This is a genomic window from Paraburkholderia sp., assembly GCF_034668105.1.
Lineage (GTDB): Bacteria > Pseudomonadota > Gammaproteobacteria > Burkholderiales > Burkholderiaceae > Paraburkholderia.
The window spans coordinates 1-17,971 of record NZ_JAXDPY010000154.1; the positions used below are offsets into that span (position 1 = coordinate 1).

15 protein-coding genes and 1 pseudogene are annotated in these 17,971 nt (G+C 63.4%); 2 read left to right on the plus strand and 14 right to left on the minus strand.

Translation table 11 applies throughout. The annotated features are described in order from the left end of the window. Positions 1 to 121: 121 nt before the first annotated feature. The 10 genes from QOC89_RS06935 to QOC89_RS06980 all read right to left on the minus strand — a co-directional run bounded on the left by QOC89_RS06935 (position 122) and on the right by QOC89_RS06980 (position 13,210). Entirely contained in the window at positions 122 to 1,654 is a 1,533-nt protein-coding gene (locus tag QOC89_RS06935; RefSeq protein WP_323044360.1) for a methyl-accepting chemotaxis protein, read from the minus strand. A 13-nt stretch (positions 1,655 to 1,667) separates the two neighbouring features. Then, positions 1,668 to 3,269, minus strand: coding sequence for an aldehyde dehydrogenase (NADP(+)) (locus QOC89_RS06940; RefSeq protein ID WP_323044347.1), 1,602 nt, complete (start codon positions 3,267 to 3,269; stop codon positions 1,668 to 1,670). A gap of 112 nt (positions 3,270 to 3,381) precedes the next feature. Continuing rightward, positions 3,382 to 4,485 carry an Ldh family oxidoreductase gene (locus tag QOC89_RS06945; protein WP_323044348.1) on the minus strand — a complete coding sequence of 368 codons (1,104 nt, stop codon included), beginning with the start codon at positions 4,483 to 4,485 and terminating at the stop codon, positions 3,382 to 3,384. Between the two features lie 74 nt (positions 4,486 to 4,559). Then, positions 4,560 to 5,897, minus strand: coding sequence for an MFS transporter (locus QOC89_RS06950; protein WP_323044349.1), 1,338 nt, complete (start codon positions 5,895 to 5,897; stop codon positions 4,560 to 4,562). 141 nt (positions 5,898 to 6,038) lie between these two features. Continuing rightward, positions 6,039 to 6,797 (minus strand): ribonuclease activity regulator RraA, encoded by a 759-nt coding sequence (locus QOC89_RS06955; protein ID WP_323044350.1) that lies wholly within the window; start codon positions 6,795 to 6,797, stop codon positions 6,039 to 6,041. A gap of 42 nt (positions 6,798 to 6,839) precedes the next feature. Then, a complete protein-coding gene (locus QOC89_RS06960; protein WP_416340369.1) occupies positions 6,840 to 8,051 on the minus strand; it encodes a porin in 1,212 nt (403 codons plus the stop codon). Between the two features lie 152 nt (positions 8,052 to 8,203). Further along, a complete protein-coding gene (gene lhgO / locus QOC89_RS06965; RefSeq protein WP_323044351.1) occupies positions 8,204 to 9,400 on the minus strand; it encodes an L-2-hydroxyglutarate oxidase in 1,197 nt (398 codons plus the stop codon). Between the two features lie 153 nt (positions 9,401 to 9,553). Then, positions 9,554 to 10,264, minus strand: a complete 711-nt coding sequence (locus tag QOC89_RS06970) for a FadR/GntR family transcriptional regulator (RefSeq protein WP_323044352.1) — start codon at positions 10,262 to 10,264, stop codon at positions 9,554 to 9,556. Between the two features lie 304 nt (positions 10,265 to 10,568). Then, a complete protein-coding gene (locus QOC89_RS06975) occupies positions 10,569 to 11,954 on the minus strand; it encodes an MFS transporter (protein WP_323044353.1) in 1,386 nt (461 codons plus the stop codon). An 89-nt stretch (positions 11,955 to 12,043) separates the two neighbouring features. Then, positions 12,044 to 13,210, minus strand: a complete 1,167-nt coding sequence (locus tag QOC89_RS06980; protein WP_323044354.1) for a Xaa-Pro peptidase family protein — start codon at positions 13,208 to 13,210, stop codon at positions 12,044 to 12,046. Between the two features lie 188 nt (positions 13,211 to 13,398). On the opposite strand from QOC89_RS06980, the gene QOC89_RS06985 reads away from it, so the two are divergent. Further along, a complete protein-coding gene (locus QOC89_RS06985; RefSeq protein ID WP_323044355.1) occupies positions 13,399 to 14,394 on the plus strand; it encodes a LysR substrate-binding domain-containing protein in 996 nt (331 codons plus the stop codon). Positions 14,395 to 14,410: 16 nt separating this feature from the next. On the opposite strand, the gene iolB is transcribed toward QOC89_RS06985, so the two are convergent. The 3 genes and pseudogenes from iolB to QOC89_RS07000 all read right to left on the minus strand — a co-directional run. Continuing rightward, positions 14,411 to 15,241, minus strand: a complete 831-nt coding sequence (iolB, locus tag QOC89_RS06990) for a 5-deoxy-glucuronate isomerase (RefSeq protein WP_323044356.1) — start codon at positions 15,239 to 15,241, stop codon at positions 14,411 to 14,413. Positions 15,242 to 15,253: 12 nt separating this feature from the next. Further along, positions 15,254 to 16,789 carry a mannitol dehydrogenase family protein gene (locus QOC89_RS06995; protein WP_323044357.1) on the minus strand — a complete coding sequence of 512 codons (1,536 nt, stop codon included), beginning with the start codon at positions 16,787 to 16,789 and terminating at the stop codon, positions 15,254 to 15,256. Between the two features lie 70 nt (positions 16,790 to 16,859). Beyond that, positions 16,860 to 17,187, minus strand: a pseudogene (locus tag QOC89_RS07000) (mannonate dehydratase); the annotation flags it as partial. 198 nt (positions 17,188 to 17,385) lie between these two features. Here QOC89_RS07000 and QOC89_RS07005 point away from each other — a divergent pair. Then, a complete protein-coding gene (locus QOC89_RS07005) occupies positions 17,386 to 17,667 on the plus strand; it encodes a hypothetical protein (RefSeq protein WP_323044358.1) in 282 nt (93 codons plus the stop codon). Here the strand turns inward: QOC89_RS07005 and QOC89_RS07010 are convergent. Continuing rightward, a partial coding sequence (locus QOC89_RS07010; RefSeq protein WP_323044359.1) for an electron transfer flavoprotein subunit alpha/FixB family protein occupies positions 17,624 to 17,971 on the minus strand: 348 nt, incomplete at its 5' end. The genes QOC89_RS07005 and QOC89_RS07010 overlap by 44 nt on opposite strands.

Consider the following 17,971-nt stretch of genomic DNA (forward strand, 5'->3'; position numbering starts at 1 on the left):
GTCTGGCTGGGCCTCGTGCCGCGTTCGGGTTCTCAACTTCTTCCGGAACCTGAGAGCAGCTTGCACCTCGGCGAGAGAGTACTTCTGCCTTGCCGGTTCCGGAAGTGAGTCTAGCCGGAGCCTAAATCCTGAACACCGCCACCATCTCTTTCAACATTCGCGCCTGTTCGTCGAGCGACTGCGCCGCTGCTGCAGCCTCTTCGACCAGCGCGGCGTTGTTCTGCGTGACCGAATCCATTTCCGCGACGGCGTCGGCGACCTGCTCGATACCCGTGCTTTGCTCCGACGAAGCGGCCGATATCTCGTCCATAATGTCCGCCACGCGCCGCACCCCGGTGAGGATCGCCTGCATGCGACCGCCTGCCTCGGTCACCAACGTGCCGCCCGCCTGTACTTTTTCGCTCGACGTCTCGATCAGTTCCTTGATCTCTTTCGCGGCAGCCGACGAGCGCTGCGCCAGCATGCGCACCTCGGCAGCCACCACCGCGAAGCCACGTCCCTGTTCTCCGGCGCGGGCAGCTTCGACCGCTGCATTGAGCGCCAGAATATTGGTCTGGAACGCGATGGCATCGATAATCGCGATGATGTCGCGGATACGTCCCGAGCTCTGGTCGATTTCTTTCATTGTCGTCACCACCTCGCCCACCACGGAGTTGCCGTGGTGGGCCATGTCGGCCGCATTGGCAGCGAGAGCCAACGCCTGACGTGCATTCTCGGCGTTTTGCCGGACCGTGCCGGTCAGCTCTTCCATGCTGGCCGCGGTTTCCTGTAACGACGCAGCCTGCTGTTCCGTGCGTGCGGACAGATGGAGATTGCCCGACGCGATCTGCTGGGCGGCCGTGGCGATGGCATCGCTTGCGCGACGCACCGTTGTGACGGTTCTTACGAGGCCGTCGCGCATTTGCGAAAGACCATGCAGCAGCATGCCCATTTCATCGTGCGAACGCGCTTCGATCCGTTGCGACAGATCGCCCGTCGCGATCCGGTTGAAGTGTTCCAGCGCCTCACCGAGCGGACGGCCGATCGCGCGCCGCAGCGACACGAACGTGAAGACACCGCCGAGCAGCCCAAATACGACTGAGGCGATCGTTATTGCTCGAAAGCGCCGGAAACTCACTTCCGAGTCGTCGTACTGTGCCTTTGCCCGATCGCGTTGAAACTGCTTGAGATCAGCGCTCACCGTGACATAGTCCGTATTGGCAAGCGCGATTTTCTTCAACGCGACCTTGACGGCCGCATCATCCATGCCCTTGACCGAATCCGCAAAAGCATCGAGTTGGTTCTGCACGTGGCTACGCCTGGCATTGACCGCGGCGGCAAGACGGTTTTCATCCGATGTGGCAGGCAAGGCCAGATACTTCGTCCACGCCTCCATACCCTGCCCTTTGAGCATGCGGTAAGTGGCAATGTCTTTCTCGACCGTCGGGGCGGCCGGATCGAAAGCGATCCGGTCGACGGTCGTGCGCTCTCGGCTGATCGCGAGTTCCGCGTCGCCGATCAGCCGCGTGCTGGCGAGCTGATTCGTATAGGTCTCGCGGTTGGCGTCGTTGCTGCTCGCCATACCCGTTACGCCGAGCGCGCCGATTGCCGTCAGCAGCACAGACAGGAAAAGTATCGCGGCGCCCAGACGCGTGCGTATCGACAGATTTGACATCACGCGAACCTCCTTAGCGACCGGCCGCACGATCAAGAGAACGCTGGGTCATCTGTCCATCGACGAGCCGCATCAGATTGAGTGGATTGGCATTCTTCAGTGCGTCCGGCAGCAACTCGTCCGGATAGTTCTGGTAGCACACCGGCCGCAGGAAACGGTCGATCGCGAGCGTGCCGACCGAGGTGCCGCGCGCATCCGAGGTCGCGGGCCACGGGCCACCGTGAACGATCGCGTCCGAAACCTCGACGCCCGTCGGATAACCGTTTACTAGCAGACGACCGGCCTTTTCCTCGAGCCGTGCGATCAGCTTGCGGTGCGACTGCAGATCGCCGTGCGATGCGAGCAGCGTGACCGTCAACTGGCCGCGCATCGCCGACGCGAAACGCAGCAAATCCTCCGCGCTGCCGAGTTCGACCACGATCGTGGCCGGTCCGAAGATTTCTTCTTCGAGCGGCCGGCTCGGATCGAACAGCAACGCGGCGTCGGCGACAAACAGATGTGCGGCGCCTTGCTGAGTTTCACCTTGCGCGGCCGCCTGCAAGGTAATGCCCGCATGATTCGACGCACGTTCGAGGCCCGCGCGGAAGTTGGCGAAGATGCCCGGATTCAGCATGGTCTGCGCCGCCTGCCGCTCGATCGACTTGCCGAGGCTGTCGATAAACGCACTGAATTGCGGCGATCGCACGCCGAGCACGAGACCAGGACTTGTGCACAGTTGGCCGCAACCCGTCGCGACCGAGGCCGCCAGTTCATTGGCAAGCGCCGCGCCGCGCTCCTGCAGGGCACCGTCCAGCACAAACACCGGATTCACACTCGACATCTCCGCGAACACCGGAATCGGTTGTTCACGCGCCGCCGCAAGATCGCATAACGCCCGGCCGCCGCGCAGCGAACCGGTAAAGCCAACCGCCTGAATGCCAGGCGCCTGCACAAGGCGCGCGCCGACGCGCTCGCCATAGATCATGTTGAAGGTCCCTGCCGGCATGCCGGTGCGTCGCACCGCGCGCTCGATTGCGTCCGCCATGCGCTCCGACGTCACCAGATGGCCGGAGTGCGCCTTGACCACGACCGGGCAGCCGGCAGCCAGCGCGGACGCAGTATCGCCGCCAGCAACGGAGAACGCCAACGGAAAATTGCTCGCGCCGAACACCGCAACCGGACCGACGCCGATCCGGTATTGCCGCAGATCGGGACGCGGCAGTGGTTGCCGCTCAGGCAATGCCTGGTCGATGCGCGCGCCGTAAAAATCACCCCGGCGCAAAACCTTCGCGAAGAGCCGCATCTGGTTGCTGGTGCGCGCCCGTTCACCGACGATACGCGCATTCGGCAACGCGGTTTCGCGCATCACGTCGGCGATGAAATCGTCACCGAGTGCGTCGATTTCCGCTGCAATTGCTTCGAGGAAATCCGCGCGAACACTCGAGGGTAGCGCGCGATAGCGCGGGAATGCTGCTGCCGCGGCCTCCACGGCTGCTTCGACTTCAGCGTCGGTCGCCTGGCAAAACGCCACCGGATAAGCCTCGCTCGTCGATGCCGAGAGACTGTGCAGCGAGATATCGCCACGTCCGCTGCGCTGGCCGCCGATGTAGTTGTGGCCGAGAATGGTTGCTGTCACTTGGTTTTGTGCTCGTGGTAATTGGCGTGGTAAGCAGCGCTCGCAGGTCTTCGCGCTGCGCGCGCCGCTGTGGTCAGGGTCGCGAGACTCAGCCCGCGCCTCGGCCTCAAACTCAAACAGTCAGCAGGAAAGGCGCGCCCGCGGACTGTGCGACTTCACGGATCTTCTCGCGCAACGAATCGGGCATCGGAATGCCCTCCACGCTGCGCGCGACGCGCGTGAGACGCTCAGGATCCCCAGGGATCAATACAGGCTGCGAGGGGTCGGCGGGCTGGCTTTCGCGCAGCGCATCGATTACCGCGTCGAGATCAGCGTGGTATTCCTCGATAGGACGGAACGCCGCCGGATTCATCGCAAGGAAGAAATGGCCGATGTTGTCCGGCTCATTGCTCATTTGCGTGCGGTTGCGCACGGGCGAGAACGAACCGCCGCCCAGCGTGCTGCCGAGAATCTGGGCGAACAAACCGAGGCCGTAGCCCTTGTGACCGCCAAGTGTCTTGCCGTCGCCGCCCAACGGCGCGAGGCCGCCACCGAGCCGCTCGAACAGCAGTCGGTAGGCCTCGGCCGAATCGGTCAGCGGGTTGCCGTTCGCGTCGAGCGCCCAGCCCGGCGGCAACGGCTTGCCCTGCAACGCGTACACCTTGACCTTGTTCGACGCGACCACGCTGGTCGACATGTCGAGAATCACGGGCGGATGCCGGCCCGCCGGCGTGGCAAAGGCGAACGGATTGGTGCCGAGCATGGGCTCGGCACCGAAAGTCGGCACCACCGTTGCAAGCCGGGTCGAGCACGACACCATCGCGATCAGTCCGCGTTCCGCCGCCATTTCCGCGTAGTAGCCTGCCGCGCCGAAATGCTGCGAGTTGAACACGGAGACCGCGCCCATATCGCACGCCAGCGCTTTCTCGATTGCCAGTTCCATGGCCATACGCGAGGTCGGATGCCCCATCGCCGCATTGCCGTCGATCAGCGCGGTGGTGGCGGTCTCGCGCACGATACGCGGGCTCGCCTTCATGTCGATCTGACCGGCACGATACAACTGGTCGTAGAACATCAGCATCGAGATGCCGTGCGAGTCGATGCCCTTCAGATCGGAATCGATCAGGATGTCGGCCGAAGCTGCGACCTGCTCGGGCGACATGCCCCAAGCTTCGAGGATGACCTCGATTTGCTGCCGTGCGATTGCGGCCCCGACGCGGGGCATAGTGTCTGCCATGACTGACCTGCTAAACGAAAGAATGGAATCGAAATAAATGGGCCGGCGTGTTGCATTGAGCCAGGCGTTAAACGTTATTGCGCTGTGGACATGGCCTCCGGTCCGCCGCGGCCGGCGAGACCAAGCCGCAACCAGACCACCGCTGCGCCGGTGCCGAGCAACAGCAGGCTAACGGCGGGCACCAGCATCGGCGCGGACGTGCTGCCGGTTACCTTGCCGACCCACGGCATGATGTTTTGTGCAAGGAACCCGCCGACGCTCGAGCCCGCCGCGATCACCGCGAGCGCCGCGGCGCCGCCCGCGCCCTTCATGAACGAGGCCGGCAGCAAGCGCGGCGGCAATGCCCAGAAACACGGGATCATCAGATACAGACAGGGTGCGCCGAGCGAGAGCGCCGCGAAACGCACCGCATTGCTGAACGGCCCCACGCTGGCGACGAAACACAGAATCCCGAGCAGAGCCGCGCAGAACGCGGCAATCAGCACGCGGCGCGGCGTTTTCAGACGGCGCGGCAACCACAGCAGCATCAGCGATGTGATGAACCACGGAATCATGTTGAGCATGCCGTTGACGCTGCTCGTCACGCCGAAGCCTTTGACCAGGGTCGGCAGCCAGTACGCGATGCCGTAGATCGCGATGGAGATGGTTCCGTACCCGACGCTAAAGAGCCCCACCGTAACGAGCGCGGCCAATGACCAGCCACTGCCACCGGCAAGGCGTGCCGCGGGCGGATCCGCGCGCAGCCGGCTTTCGACGACGTCTTTCTCGCGGGCCGTCAGAAAATTGGCGGACTGCGGGCCATCGGGCAGGCAGTACAGCGTGACGAAGGTCAGCAGCACGGCAGGCGTGCCGGTGGTCAGGAACACCCACTGCCAGCCGGCGAGACCCCCTACGCCATGCAGTTCCAGCGAGAAACCGCCGATCAGCGAGCCGAGCATGTTACCCATGCTGCTGCCGAGCGTCAGCAAGCCGATGATGCCGGTGCGCTGCCGTTCAGGAAACCACATGCCGAGATAGAGGATGATCCCCGGATAAAGGCCGGCTTCCGCTGCACCGAGCAGAAAGCGCAGGATCTGAAACGCCAATGCCGAAGGCGTCCACGCGAGCAACAGCGTCGCGACGCCCCACGTGAACATGATCCGCGAGATCCAGCGGCGCGCGCCAAAGCGATGCATCAGCAGATTGCTCGGCACCTCGCACACCAGATAGCCGATGAAGAACAGCGACGATGCAAACCCGTACGACGCCTCGCTCATCTTCAGGCTGCTGAGCATCTGCAGCTTGGCGAAGCCGATATTGGCGCGGTCAATATACGCGACCAGGAAAATCGCAATCAGCAGCGGCACGAGCCGCCACGCTATGCGCGTAAAAAGTTGGTCTTCACTGCTTCGATCGGTCACTGTCGTCTCCATGCCGGATCGCCTTTTGCGCGGTCCGTCGTAAATTCTGATGCGGGTGGTTTCGTGCGGCCTCGCCGCACGCAATCATTTGTTAGAGCGGCCACCTGCGCTCGCGATTGCATCATTGCGCGGCACAGGTAACCGTTTCCCTGCTTATAGTCCAGCCCCGTTTGCAGACGGGCTCTTTTTCCATGCTTCGAAGTCGGCGCGCGTCGCTTCGTCCGGCGGGTACAGCCCGAAGGTCGAGCGGCCAGCGCGCACCTGTGCGTCGACCCAGTCTTCGAATACCGTCATCGCGGCGGCTTCTTCAGCGATCTCGTTGGCCAGATGCGCCGGAATCACCACAACCGCTTCCGCATCGCCGACGATAATGTCGCCCGGATACACCGCCACGTCACCGCACGCGATCGGCACGTTCAGATCGACCGCATGGTGATGGATCAGGTTGGTCGGCGCCGACGGCCGCGCCTGATAGCATGGAAAGTCGAGCTTCTGCAGATCCGGCGTATCGCGAAAGCCGCCGTCGGTGACGACGCCGGCCACGCCGCGCATCATCATCCGCGTGATCAGAATGCCGCCTGCGGAGGCCGCGCGCGCGTCCTTGCGCGAATCGACCACCATCACGTGACCAGGCGGAATCTCCTCGACGCCGCGGCGTTGCGGATGGCTGCGGTCCGAGAACACGCCGATGTGATCGAGATCTTCGCGGGCCGGAATGTAGCGCAGCGTGTACGCCTCTCCAACCATACGCGCGGCCGCCGGGTTGACCGGCAGCACGCCTTGCACGCAAACGTTGTGAAGGCCGCGCTTGAAAAGCGCAGTGGTCAGGGTCGCCGTGCTGACGTTGCGCAAGCGGGCGCGGTTCTCGTCAGTGAGCGGGCTCGGGATAGTCACTGCGGTCGCTGAGGTCACAGATTTACTCCTGGTTTCGGTGAAGTGGTGGCCGGCCGGGCGTCAGAACTTGTGGCGAATCGCGAAACGGACCGTCGCCTGCTGGTTACCCGACGCAGGCGTCAGGCCATTGAGCGAGGCGCGCGCAGCATGACCGGTCGAATCGGTGCCCGACGCGTGGTGCAAAACACCGATCAGATAGAAATCGGTCCGCTTGGAGACGATATAGTCGGCACTCAGCGAGCCCTGTTGATATTTCGCATGATTCGTGCCGCTGCCGTCGGTGTAGTTGTAGGCCGCCCCGAACGAGAGCGCTGGCGTCAACTGATACTGCAAGTTGACTTCAGCGCTGTTGAAGCTCGCAGTGCCGCCCACGCCGGCCGGATTGAGCGGCGACACCGCACCGCTCAGATTCTTGAATTTCGTGTTCGAGTAAATCCCGCCCAAGGTCGCGGCGCCGATCACGTATGTGGCGCCGGCGCTGATGATCTCTTCGCTTTGCGCCGAGGCATAGCCGTTGATCACCGGCGAGCTGCCGAAGTTGTTGGTGGCCGCCGTCGCGCCGACTGCCGTGCCGAAGAAGGAGGCATTCGGATTGCGCGCATTCAGGTAGCCGACGCCGACCGTGAGCGGCCCGCGAGCGTAACCGGCGCCGAGCGAGTAGATCTGGTTGCCGCCCATGCTGCCCGGCACGCCGCCGAAGCTATACATGCCTTCCGCAGTCAAGCCTCCATAGTTGGCCGTGCGGTACTTGACCGCGTTGTTCACGCGATTGGTGTTGTTGAGGTTGTCGAGGTCGCCCGGATGCGCGCCGATGCTGCCCGAGAACATCGCGCTCGGCATCAGCGGATGGATGTAGTCGACCACCGGATCGTACTGACGGCCGAGCGTGACCGTGCCGTACGGGCTCGAAACCCCCACATACGCCTGGCGCCCGAACAGCAGCGAACCTTGGCCCATCTTGCCGCTGTTCACGTCGAAACCGCTTTCGAGCAGGAAGATCGCCTTGATGCCGCCGCCCAGATCTTCACTGCCCCGCAGGCCCCAACGGCTGCCGCTCAGAATGCCGCTCGACAGACTGTACTGGCTGTGGCCCTGGCCCGGGCTCGTTTGTACGTTGCTCGTGTAGTTGATGCCCTCGTCAATGATGCCGTACAGTGTCACGCTGCTTTGCGCGTGAACTGCTGCCGGCGCTCCCGCAGCGGCAAGCGCGGCGAATGCAAATGCCACGTGTGCGGCGAGAGGTTTCGATGAGGTTGCGAGGGACTTATGCACTGCGAGGTCTCCAGTCACTTTTTTTCAATGCAGAGAGGAGTTGCGCTTTGCCGATGCACGGCGGACGCAACAAAAAACCCAACGAGGCGATGACCGGCCTCGTCGGCGGAAACGGTGTCGCTCAATGAGCGTGCGATGGGTGTGCCAGTCGGTTACGCGGCCTTCAGAATGCGATCGGCGATCATCGAGCCGATCGGCATCGCGGAAGTCGCGGCCGGCGAAGGCGCGTTGCACACGTGCACCATGCGCGGCGTGTCGGCGAACAGGAAGTCGTGCACCAGCGTGCCGTCGCGCATCACGGCTTGCGCGCGAATGCCGGCTTCATAAGGCAGCAGATCGTCGAGCGTCAGCGACGGGCAGTATTTGCGGCACTGCTCGAGATAACCGCCTTTGAACAGCGAGTTCTTCATTTCGCCCATGCCGGAGCCCAGGTTGCGCCAGATGGTTTTCCAGAAACCGGGGAAAGCGGCATATTCGGCGACGTCGCGCAGATTCACGGAAAGCTTCGGATAGTTTTCGCGGCCGAACCCGAGCACCGCATTCGGTCCGACTGTCACGCTGCCGTCGATCATCCGAGTCAGATGCACGCCGAGAAACGGCAGATCCGGGTCGGGAATCGGATAGATCAAATGACGCACCACGTCGTTCTTCGAGGCCGGCAAGCGGTAGTACTCGCCGCGAAACGGCACGATCTGGTGATCGATTTTCACGCCCGCGAGCCTGGCCAGCCGGTCCGATTGCAGGCCGCCGCAGACCACCAGCTTCTTCGCCTGCCATTGCTGTTCCTCCGAGGCGCCGACGGTGACGTAATCGCCCGACTCGGCAATCGACGTGACCTGCGTGCCGAGGCGAATTTCGCCGCCTGCTTTCGTGATGACGCGCGCCATCGCTTCGCATACCTGACGGTAATCGACGATCCCGGTCGCATCGAGGAACAGACCACCCAGACCAACGATATTCGGCTCACGGCGCTGCAACTCGACGGCGTCGAGCCGCTCGACGCGCAAACCGTTCTGTTGCGAGCGCGCGTACAGCGCTTCCATGCGCGACAGTTCGAGCGGATTGGACGCGACCAGCAGCTTGCCGCACACGTCGAACGGAATGGCATGCTCCCTGCAGAACTGCTTGGTTGCCTCGGCGCCGCGCTTGCACAACTCCGCCTTCAGACTGCCCGGCTGGTAGTAGATGCCCGCGTGAATCACGCCGCTGTTGTGCCCGGTCTGATGCTTCGCGAGCGTGGTCTCCTTCTCGAGCAGCACCAGCGAAGCCGTGGGCTCTCGCTGCAGCAATTCCATCGCCGTCGCGAGACCCACGATGCCGCCACCGATGATGCAAAAGTCATAAGTCATGTTTTTCTTCTTCGCTTCTACTTTGCGGATTCAGCTTGCTAAACGCTTTCTCGTCCGCTTATCAGGTTGTCAGACTAATTAGCTAAAAAAAGAGAACCACTTCGCGGGCTTGAGCGCAGGGCCGCACTCTTGCCCGCTATCGTCGATCTATCGTCAATCATTAGGAGGTAACTCGATTTTCTGGCGTTTGGCTGCGGCGCGCAGATGCCGCTCAGCCGATTCGGCGGCGCCCCGATGGTCGCCGCGCTCGATAGCCTCGTACAGCTCGCCGTGTTCCTGGCGCGCGTAGTCGCCCGCGTGGCTCGCCGTGTTGGCCCACTGCGCGCGACGCACCGCCACCAGTTGGCCGCGCAGGAAATCGTGGAACGCGACAAAATACTCGTTCTTGGTGGCCGCGGCGATGGCCCGGTGAAACGCGACATCGGCCGCGGAAGCCGCGTCGAAATCGAGGCGTTTCTTTTCCATCTCGCGGATCGCATCGCTCATACGCTTCAGATCTTCCGGGGTACGTCGGCGTGCCGCGGTCATCGCCGCCTGCGTTTCGATCCACAGACGCATTTCGAACAGTTGCGCAAGATCCAGCTTCTGCTTGCCACCGCTCGGCAGCCGGAAAACCGTACCCGACGGCGTTTGCGAAATGAACGATCCCGCGCCGCGCCGGGCAACCAGTACGCCGTCCGACTTGAGCTGCGCGATTGCCTCGCGCACGACTGAGCGGCTCACGTTGAGCCGTTCCGACAATTGCTGCTCCGTTGGCAGGCGTGACTCGGCAGGAAAATGACCAGCATCAATTTCCGCGCGAAGTGCGCCTACCACACGCTGCACAAGCGAATCGGGACGTTCAAGCTCAAGCATCAACAGCATCTCATTTGATCAGGTTGTCAGACAATAGCGACTTACTCGAACAGTGTCAAGCGCTGGCCGACTTCCCACGCTCATCGACCACGCATAACATTCTCTTTAGCGCTGCGCCGCAGGCGCAGACTGTGCCGCCATCGGACCGTCCCTAACCGCCGCCGCCGCCCCCCGTATCCGATCCGCGATTGACCTGGCCAACGAGGCGTCCATTCAATCCGCGTTAGCGACTCGACGGTCTGCGCGCCGGCTGCCGCTCCGGCGCCGCAAACGGCCAGGTCATACACGGCATTGCAGCCGGATCGATTTGCGCTCAGCGCGGCAAAGGATGCGGCGACTGAGCGGACGCACGCGCGCCCAGCGCTGCGGCCGCTTCATCTTCCGGCTCCGCGGACAGATCCCGCCTGAAAGTCTCGGCGAGGAAAAACGCGCACACCAGGCTCAGCAACCCGGTCGCCGCGATATAGATCGAAATGGGCAGCGTCTGGCCATACGTGGCGAACAGGTAGGTGGCGATCAATGGCGTCGGCCCTGACGTGATGATGCCGGCGATCTGATACGGCAGCGACGCACCCGTATAGCGCACCCGCGTACCGAACAGTTCCGCAAACCACGTCGATTGCACGCCGTACACCGACGCCTGGCTCAACGCGATACCGCAGACGTACGCCACGAAAATCAAGGTCGGATTGCGTGTCTCAAGCAACGGAAAGAACGCGAATCCATAGATCGCCACGAACACCGCGCCGAGCATGAAGACGGTCCGGCGTCCGATCACGTCCGACAGTTTGCCGAACAGCGGCAGCGTGATCAGCGCAAACGCGCAGCCCACAATGATGGCGTTCAGCAGTAGTCCACGCGACAAGCCGAGCCGCGTCGTTCCGTAGACCAGCACGAACACGTTGATCACGTTGAAAGTGATGTCGACCGCGAAGCGCGTGCCGATCGTCAGCACGAGGTCTTTCGGATGCCGGCGCAGCAATTCGATCAGCGGCGCCTTCACGACCTGCTTGCTCGCCTTGATCTGTTCGAATACCGGCGACTCCATGACGCGCAGGCGGATGAACAGGCCGATCGCGATTAGCGCGACGCTCAGCAGGAACGGCAGGCGCCATCCCCACGAATAGAACACGTCTGACGGCATACTCGACACGGCTTTGAACACCGCGGTCGAGAGCATCAGCCCGAGCGGCACGCCCAATTGCGGGAACGCGCCGAAGTAACCACGCTTCCTGGCCGGCGCCGTTTCGACCACCATCAGCACCGCGCCGCCCCATTCCCCGCCGACGCCGAGCCCTTGCAGGAAGCGCATCGCCACGAGCAGGACCGGCGCCCAGACGCCGATCGAGGCGTAAGTCGGCAGCAGGCCGATCACGAAGGTGCCGACGCCCATGATTGTCAGGGTCGCGACGAGCGTCGCCTTACGTCCGATGCGGTCGCCAAAGTGGCCGAAAAACACAGCGCCGAAAGGCCGTGCGAGATAGCCGACCGCAAAACTGCCGAATGCCGCGATGGTGCCGACCATCGGATCGAACGAGGGGAAGAACAGCTTGGCGAAGACCAGCGCCGAAGCGGTGGCATAGAGAAAAAAGTCGTACCACTCGATGGCGGTCCCGACCACCGAAGCGACCAGCACACGGTTGACGGCCGCACGGCTGATAACCTGCGCGTTGCCGGATGAAACAGGCGATGTATTCATGTCTCCTCCCTTCTCTGGGACTCTATGTTTTGAACTGCTGCGCGTCGGCGGCGCGGGTCCGCCGGCACATTACGATAAATACACTATGCTCACCAGTGCAATTCCATCGGGAACTGGTCGAGCGTTTCGACGCCGCCCGAGGTCAACCGCACGATACGTTCCGTGCGCAAACCGCCGACGTTCGGCACCGTGATCGTCGCCTTCAGGGTAAAGACCATATTTTCCTGCAGCACGGTCTTGTTGCCGGGCCCGATCCACGGCGCTTCTTCTTCCGGGTCCATCCCGGTGCCGTGACCGGTGCCATGGCCGCGCGCTTCGCTCGAGTATTGCTCGTAGTTCGATTTCACCAGCGCCTGCTGGATCACCGCGTTCAGTTCCATCGCCGCCATGCCGGGGCGCGCGGCGGCAAGCCCCGCTTCGACCGCGCGCGCCGCTGCCGCGACGATCGCCATCTTCTCGGGACTCGCCGGACCGTAGGTGAAACCGCGTCCGCCATCGGCCACGTACCCGCGATAACGCGCGCCGATGTCGGTCATGATCAGGTCGCCCGATTGCAGGATACGGTCGGTGGGGCGAGCCAGGTTATACGCCGAGCGCGGACCGGATTGCACCATCGAATCGAACGCGGTCCGGTCTGCGCCTCCCGCGAGCATCGCGCGGTCAGCGATAAGAGCGAGTTCACGCTCGGTGTAGGGACGGCCGTCGGCGAGCGCGTCGCGAATCGCTGCCATTGCCGAGTCGGTCAAGGCGGCGGCTTTGCGCATCAGCGCCACTTCGGCGTCGCTCTTGATCGCCTTGATTTCGGCCAGCACCATCGTCGGTTCGAGCTTCAGTTCGCCGAGACCGGCGCTCAGGCGCTTCAACAGGTCCGCGGGGATATAGGCGGCGCCGGCGAGGCCGACCGTGCCGCTGCGATGCCGCGCCGCAAATGCCTGCACCTGTTGCGTGACTTCACGCAGGCTGCGCACCTCGAAGGGGGTCACGCTCGTCGCGTAGTCGAAGCATTGATCCGATACGAACAGCACGGGATCGCCGTCCACGGGCAGCAGCAGGATCGCGTTGGCGATGTCCGATACGCCGTCGAGCGGACGAAACTCCGTAAAGTAGCTGATGTTCGCGCCACGCCAGCAATCGCCGAAGGCGAGCAGGCCGACCAGGCCCGCCTTATCGAGTGCGCTGCGCACCTTGGCGACGCGGCCGAGGAACTCGTCGGTGGTGATGCCTTCCGGCGGGATGTCTGCGGTTCGGATGTTCATTGCTTTCTTCGTCTCCTGTGCGGCTGCATGCGCGGATGCTGGATGCAGCCGGGCTCGATGCCCATGATGGGAATCCGCCCCGCCTTGGAATGCAGGACGTGTTCTGCATAGTAGAATCGATCGATATGCTTATATAATGAAAAATAACTCAAAATCTATATCGATTAGGAATACAGGGAGGCGACATCGTGACCGCGACCATTCATTCGGACAAGAGCGCGGGGACCGTCGCGGCGGGCCGCTTCGACCCCACGCGTCTGAAGACGCGCCAATTGGCCCTGATCGTTCAGCTCGACATTCATCGGTCGGTGTTGCGCGCGGCGGACGCCGCGCACATGACGCAGCCCGGGGCGACCAAGTTGCTGCGGGAACTGGAAGACACAATGGGTGTGCAATTGTTCGAACGGCATCCGCGCGGTGTCGAGCCCACCTGGTACGGCGAGGTGCTGATCCGCCATGCACGCAGCGTGCTGGCGGAGTTGCAACACGCGTACGACGAAGTGTCCGCGCTCAAAGCCGGCCTGACCGGGCAGGCGATGATCGGCACCGAGGTCACGGCGGCCACCAACCTCGTGCCGCAAGCGGTGGCGCTGCTCAAGAAGCGCTTTCCGCAGATTCGCATCAACATCGAGATGGAATTCAGCGAGGTGCTGGTGCAGCGTCTGCAGGAAGGCAAGCTGGATATGATCGTCGCGCGAATCCGCAATCCGGACGATCTGGCGGAATTGCACTACGCCCCGCTCGCAGAAGCACAGCACGCGCTGTTCGCACGCGTGGGCCATCCGCTCGTCAAGCGCAAGACGCTGAGCTGGAACGAACTGGCCCCGCAAACGTGGATCTTGCCGCCGAAAGGCAACGTGATGCGCAATCAGATCACGCAACTTTTTCTCGAGCGGCAGCTCGCGTTGCCGACGGATGTGGTCGAGAGCTCGTCGCTGCCTGTCATCACGAGTCTGCTCCAGATGAGCGATATGATCGCGCCGCTTGCGCGCGAGCCGGTGCGGCCGTATTGCATTGCCGGTGCACTCGAACCACTACCGTTCGAACTCGATCTGAAGCTCGGACCGGCGGGCATCGTCACACGGCGCGGCGAACGGCTCTCGCCGGGCGCGAGGGCGATGCTGCAAGCGCTGCGCGAGGCCGCCGGATTCGACACTCAAGGCCCCGACGCCGACAGCGATTGACCTACAGCAACGGGACTCAGCGCGCGCCGTCCGTCGCGACGCTTGCGCCCGGTTGGAGTAGCCATTCATGAGCCGGCTCGTTGTGTACGTGCCAGGTGCGGCGCGGACCGGCCATCACATTCAGGTAGTAAAGGTCGTAGCCGTGTGCGGCGGCGACCGGATGATAGCCGCGCGGCACCAGCACGACATGCTTGTCGTACGCCGCGAGCGTTTCGTCGAGACTGCGGTCGTCGGTGTAGACGCGCTGGATCGCGAAACCCTGCGGCGGCGAGACGCGGTGGTAATAGGTTTCCTCGAGATAGGTCTGCTGCTCGCCATCGTCGGTATCGTGCCGATGCGGCGGGTAGCTCGACCAGTTGCCCGCGGGCGTCACCGATTCCACCACCAGCAAGCTCTCCGCCGGCTCGGTTTCCGGCAGGATGTGGCGCACGTGACGCAGATTGGCACCGGCGCCGCGGGTTTCCTGCTTGACCTCCTCAGGTGCGATGAAGCGCGGCGGCAGACCGCCCTTCGCGGGCGCGGAGCAGATGCCGAGTTCGACGTGGCCGGTGGCCACGATCGTGTAGCGCGTATGCGGCGGCACGTACATGGACCACGGCGCACCATCGAACGGCGACATCCGTGCGCCGATCGCGCGGCTCGCGAGTCCTTCGCAACCGACTATTGCGTGCCCCTTGACGAGCACGATCACGACTTCGCGATCGCCCGTCTCCTGCGTGAGCGTGGCGCCGGCCTTCAGGTCGAAAACATCGAAGCCGACGTATTTCCAGCCGGCGCTCGCCGGCGTGATATGGATGATTCGGCCGTCTTCGGCGTGCCTTGTCGGTTTGACGAGCAGCTCGCTCATGTGTTCCTCCAGTTATTTAGGGTTGCTACTCGCCAGAACGCGACGGTCGCTGCGGCTACGTGCATGACCTGAAGCGGTACAAGCGTTCATGGCTTTGACGGCACCGTGGGCGCGAATCGCCGCCAGATGGCGTGCGACTTGCGCGACGAAGCGCGGCTGTGCACGCAGATCGCATCCGAAAATCGACTCGATTTCGAACAGTGTTTCTACCGCGCAAACGGCATCCGCGTGCACGGTCGAGCGGACCGCCTCGACCAGTGTGTCGGCAAGGGGATCCGCGATGACGTAGGTGCGGCCTGTCTCGTCCCGACCGCTGAGGTACGCGATCCAGCCGGCCAACGCAAAGGCGAGACGTTCGGTCGGCTTGCCACTTGTCAGGTTGGCGCGCACGCTTTCCAGCCAGCGCTGCGGCAGTTTCTGCGAGCCGTCGGTCGCGATCTGTTGCAAGCGGTGATCGAGCGCGGTATTGCGAAAACGCGCGAACAGTTCCGCACGATAGGTGGCCAAAGCGGGCCGCGACAGTGTCGGCTCCACCTCGTCGCGCAACATGCTTTCGACAAAGTTCAGCACCGCCGGCGCGTCGATCGCCTGATCGACGGTGTCATAGCCAATTAGCGACCCGAGGTACGCGAGCGCCGAATGCGCGCCGTTCAACATCCGCAATTTGGCCTGCTCATAGGGACGCGCGTCACCCACGAGCGTCGCGCCTGCGCGCTCCCATGCCGGCCGCGGTCCCGCGAAGCGGTCCTCGATCACCCATTGCGAAAACGGCTCGGTCATCACCGGCCACGCATCGTGGGCACCGAGCTGCTTCGCGACGCGCATGCGATCGGCGTCGGTGGTGAGCGGCACGATCCGATCCACCATCGTGTTGGGAAATGCGCCGTCTAGCTCGATCCACTCGGCCAGCAGAGGGTCCGCTTTGCGCGCAAACGCCAGCGTCAACGCGCGCATCGTGTCGCCGTTGGACGGCAGGTTGTCGCACGACAGCACGGTAAACGCGCCCAGACCGGCCGCACGGCGCAGCGCCAGCGCGCGCACGACGAAGCCGATCGCGCTTCGCGGTGCGGCGGCCTCGTGTAGATCATGGGCAATGTCGGGATGATCGAACTGCAAGGCGCCGCTGGCCGGATTGCGGCAATAGCCTTTCTCGGTAATCGTCAAGCTGACGATATGGCAGCGAGGATCGGCCATCGCATCGAGCACGGCGGCGGGCGACCGCGGCGCGACCAGCGAAGTGATCAGCGCACCGACCACCTGGAACGAATCCGCGCTACCGTCGCGCACATCCACGGCATACAGATGATCTTGCGGAGTGAGCGCCTCCGACGTGTCCGCACGCCGCAACGACACGCCGACGATGCCCCACCGGTGATCGCCAGCGCGCAACGTGTGCTCGGTGTACACAGCCTGGTGCGCGCGATGAAACGCCCCAAGGCCCAGATGGACAATGCCCGGTGCAAGGCTCGCGCGATCGTAGCCCGGAACGACGACTTCGCCAGCAGCGCGCGCCGCCAGCGAAGGCAAGGTGGCGTTACTCAGCCGCATGATAAGCCGGATGTTTGGCGAGGCCTTCCCAGATGCAGTTCAGGTAGACCACGGCTTGTTTGGCCACCGGAATGATCGCGCGCAGGTGCTCGGGCCGATAGCTCGCGTCCCAGCCGGGCAGCTGGATACCCTGGCTGACGTCGAGCTCGCGGATCGCTTGCGTGTCGAACGCGAGCGTCGTCGATCCATCGGGCAGGTGCATTTCTAGCGAAGGTGCGGGGCCAATCGAAAACCGGCATGAAGTCGTAGCAGACCACCTTCACGCCGCAGGCGCCGAGGTGACGCAGCGTCTGGCCGTAGTTGGCGATGAGCGTGTCGCGCGTCGCTTTGCCGAGCTTGATGGCCTCGTGCACCGGCACGGGGTCCGTGTCGCCATACCAGCGAAAGGTCATTGTCATGTTCGAGTCTCCTCCTCACACGCTCGCTGCGCCTTCCACGACGCTGCGTATCAGTGAATGGTTGGTTCGGCCTTTCCGCGTCGGCCCAGCGCGGCGACGCGGCGTATGGACGCCGTGCGCCTGTCGGGGTTCACGCGGTGGCGCAGCCAGGGACTCTGCATACTAGCGACGATCGCCATGCCTTTATAATGAAGAATAATGCCTTATCTATACGATTATGGAATACGTGAACGTGCGGCATCACCACTGCAGGTCGTCCTGAGCCTGGAGGAGATCACCACCTTCTTCGAGTCGATCGCCCGCCTCAAGCAGCGCACGATCCTGATGACCGCTTACGCGGCCGGGCTGCGCGTGTCGGAAATCATGCACCGGAGGTCACCGATATTGATAGCCAGCGTTGGCCAACGACTGCCCGGCGGCAGCGCCCCAGTTCGCTTCATTGCGCTTGGATCGCATGCTGGAGTTCCGGCACAACCGTGAACAGATCGCCCACCAGACCATAATCGGCGACGCTGAAAATCGGCGCTTCCGGGTCCTTGTTGATCGCGACGATGACCTTCGAGTCTTTCATGCCGGCCAGATGCTGGATCGCACCCGAGATGCCGACAGCCACGTACAGTTGCGGCGCGACGATCTTGCCGGTCTGGCCGACCTGACAGTCGTTCGGCACGAAGCCCGCATCCACCGCTGCGCGTGATGCGCCGAGCGCTGCGTTCAGCTTGTCGGCCAGCGGCTCCAGAACCTTCGTGTAGTTCTCGCCGTTGCCCAGACCACGGCCACCCGA

Bases quoted from the DNA above. Each gene is read 5' to 3' on its own strand.
- QOC89_RS06935 (WP_323044360.1), bottom strand. From the start codon at position 1,654: ATGTCAAATCTGTCGATACGCACGCGTCTGGGCGCCGCGATACTTTTC.
- QOC89_RS06945 (WP_323044348.1), bottom strand. From the start codon at position 4,485: ATGGCAGACACTATGCCCCGCGTCGGGGCCGCAATCGCACGGCAGCAA.
- QOC89_RS06950 (WP_323044349.1), bottom strand. From the start codon at position 5,897: ATGGAGACGACAGTGACCGATCGAAGCAGTGAAGACCAACTTTTTACG.
- lhgO (WP_323044351.1), bottom strand. From the start codon at position 9,400: ATGACTTATGACTTTTGCATCATCGGTGGCGGCATCGTGGGTCTCGCG.
- QOC89_RS06970 (WP_323044352.1), bottom strand. From the start codon at position 10,264: ATGCTGTTGATGCTTGAGCTTGAACGTCCCGATTCGCTTGTGCAGCGT.
- QOC89_RS06975 (WP_323044353.1), bottom strand. From the start codon at position 11,954: ATGAATACATCGCCTGTTTCATCCGGCAACGCGCAGGTTATCAGCCGT.
- QOC89_RS06980 (WP_323044354.1), bottom strand. From the start codon at position 13,210: ATGAACATCCGAACCGCAGACATCCCGCCGGAAGGCATCACCACCGAC.
- iolB (WP_323044356.1), bottom strand. From the start codon at position 15,241: ATGAGCGAGCTGCTCGTCAAACCGACAAGGCACGCCGAAGACGGCCGA.
- QOC89_RS06995 (WP_323044357.1), bottom strand. From the start codon at position 16,789: ATGCGGCTGAGTAACGCCACCTTGCCTTCGCTGGCGGCGCGCGCTGCT.
- QOC89_RS07005 (WP_323044358.1), top strand. From the start codon at position 17,386: ATGCCTTATCTATACGATTATGGAATACGTGAACGTGCGGCATCACCA.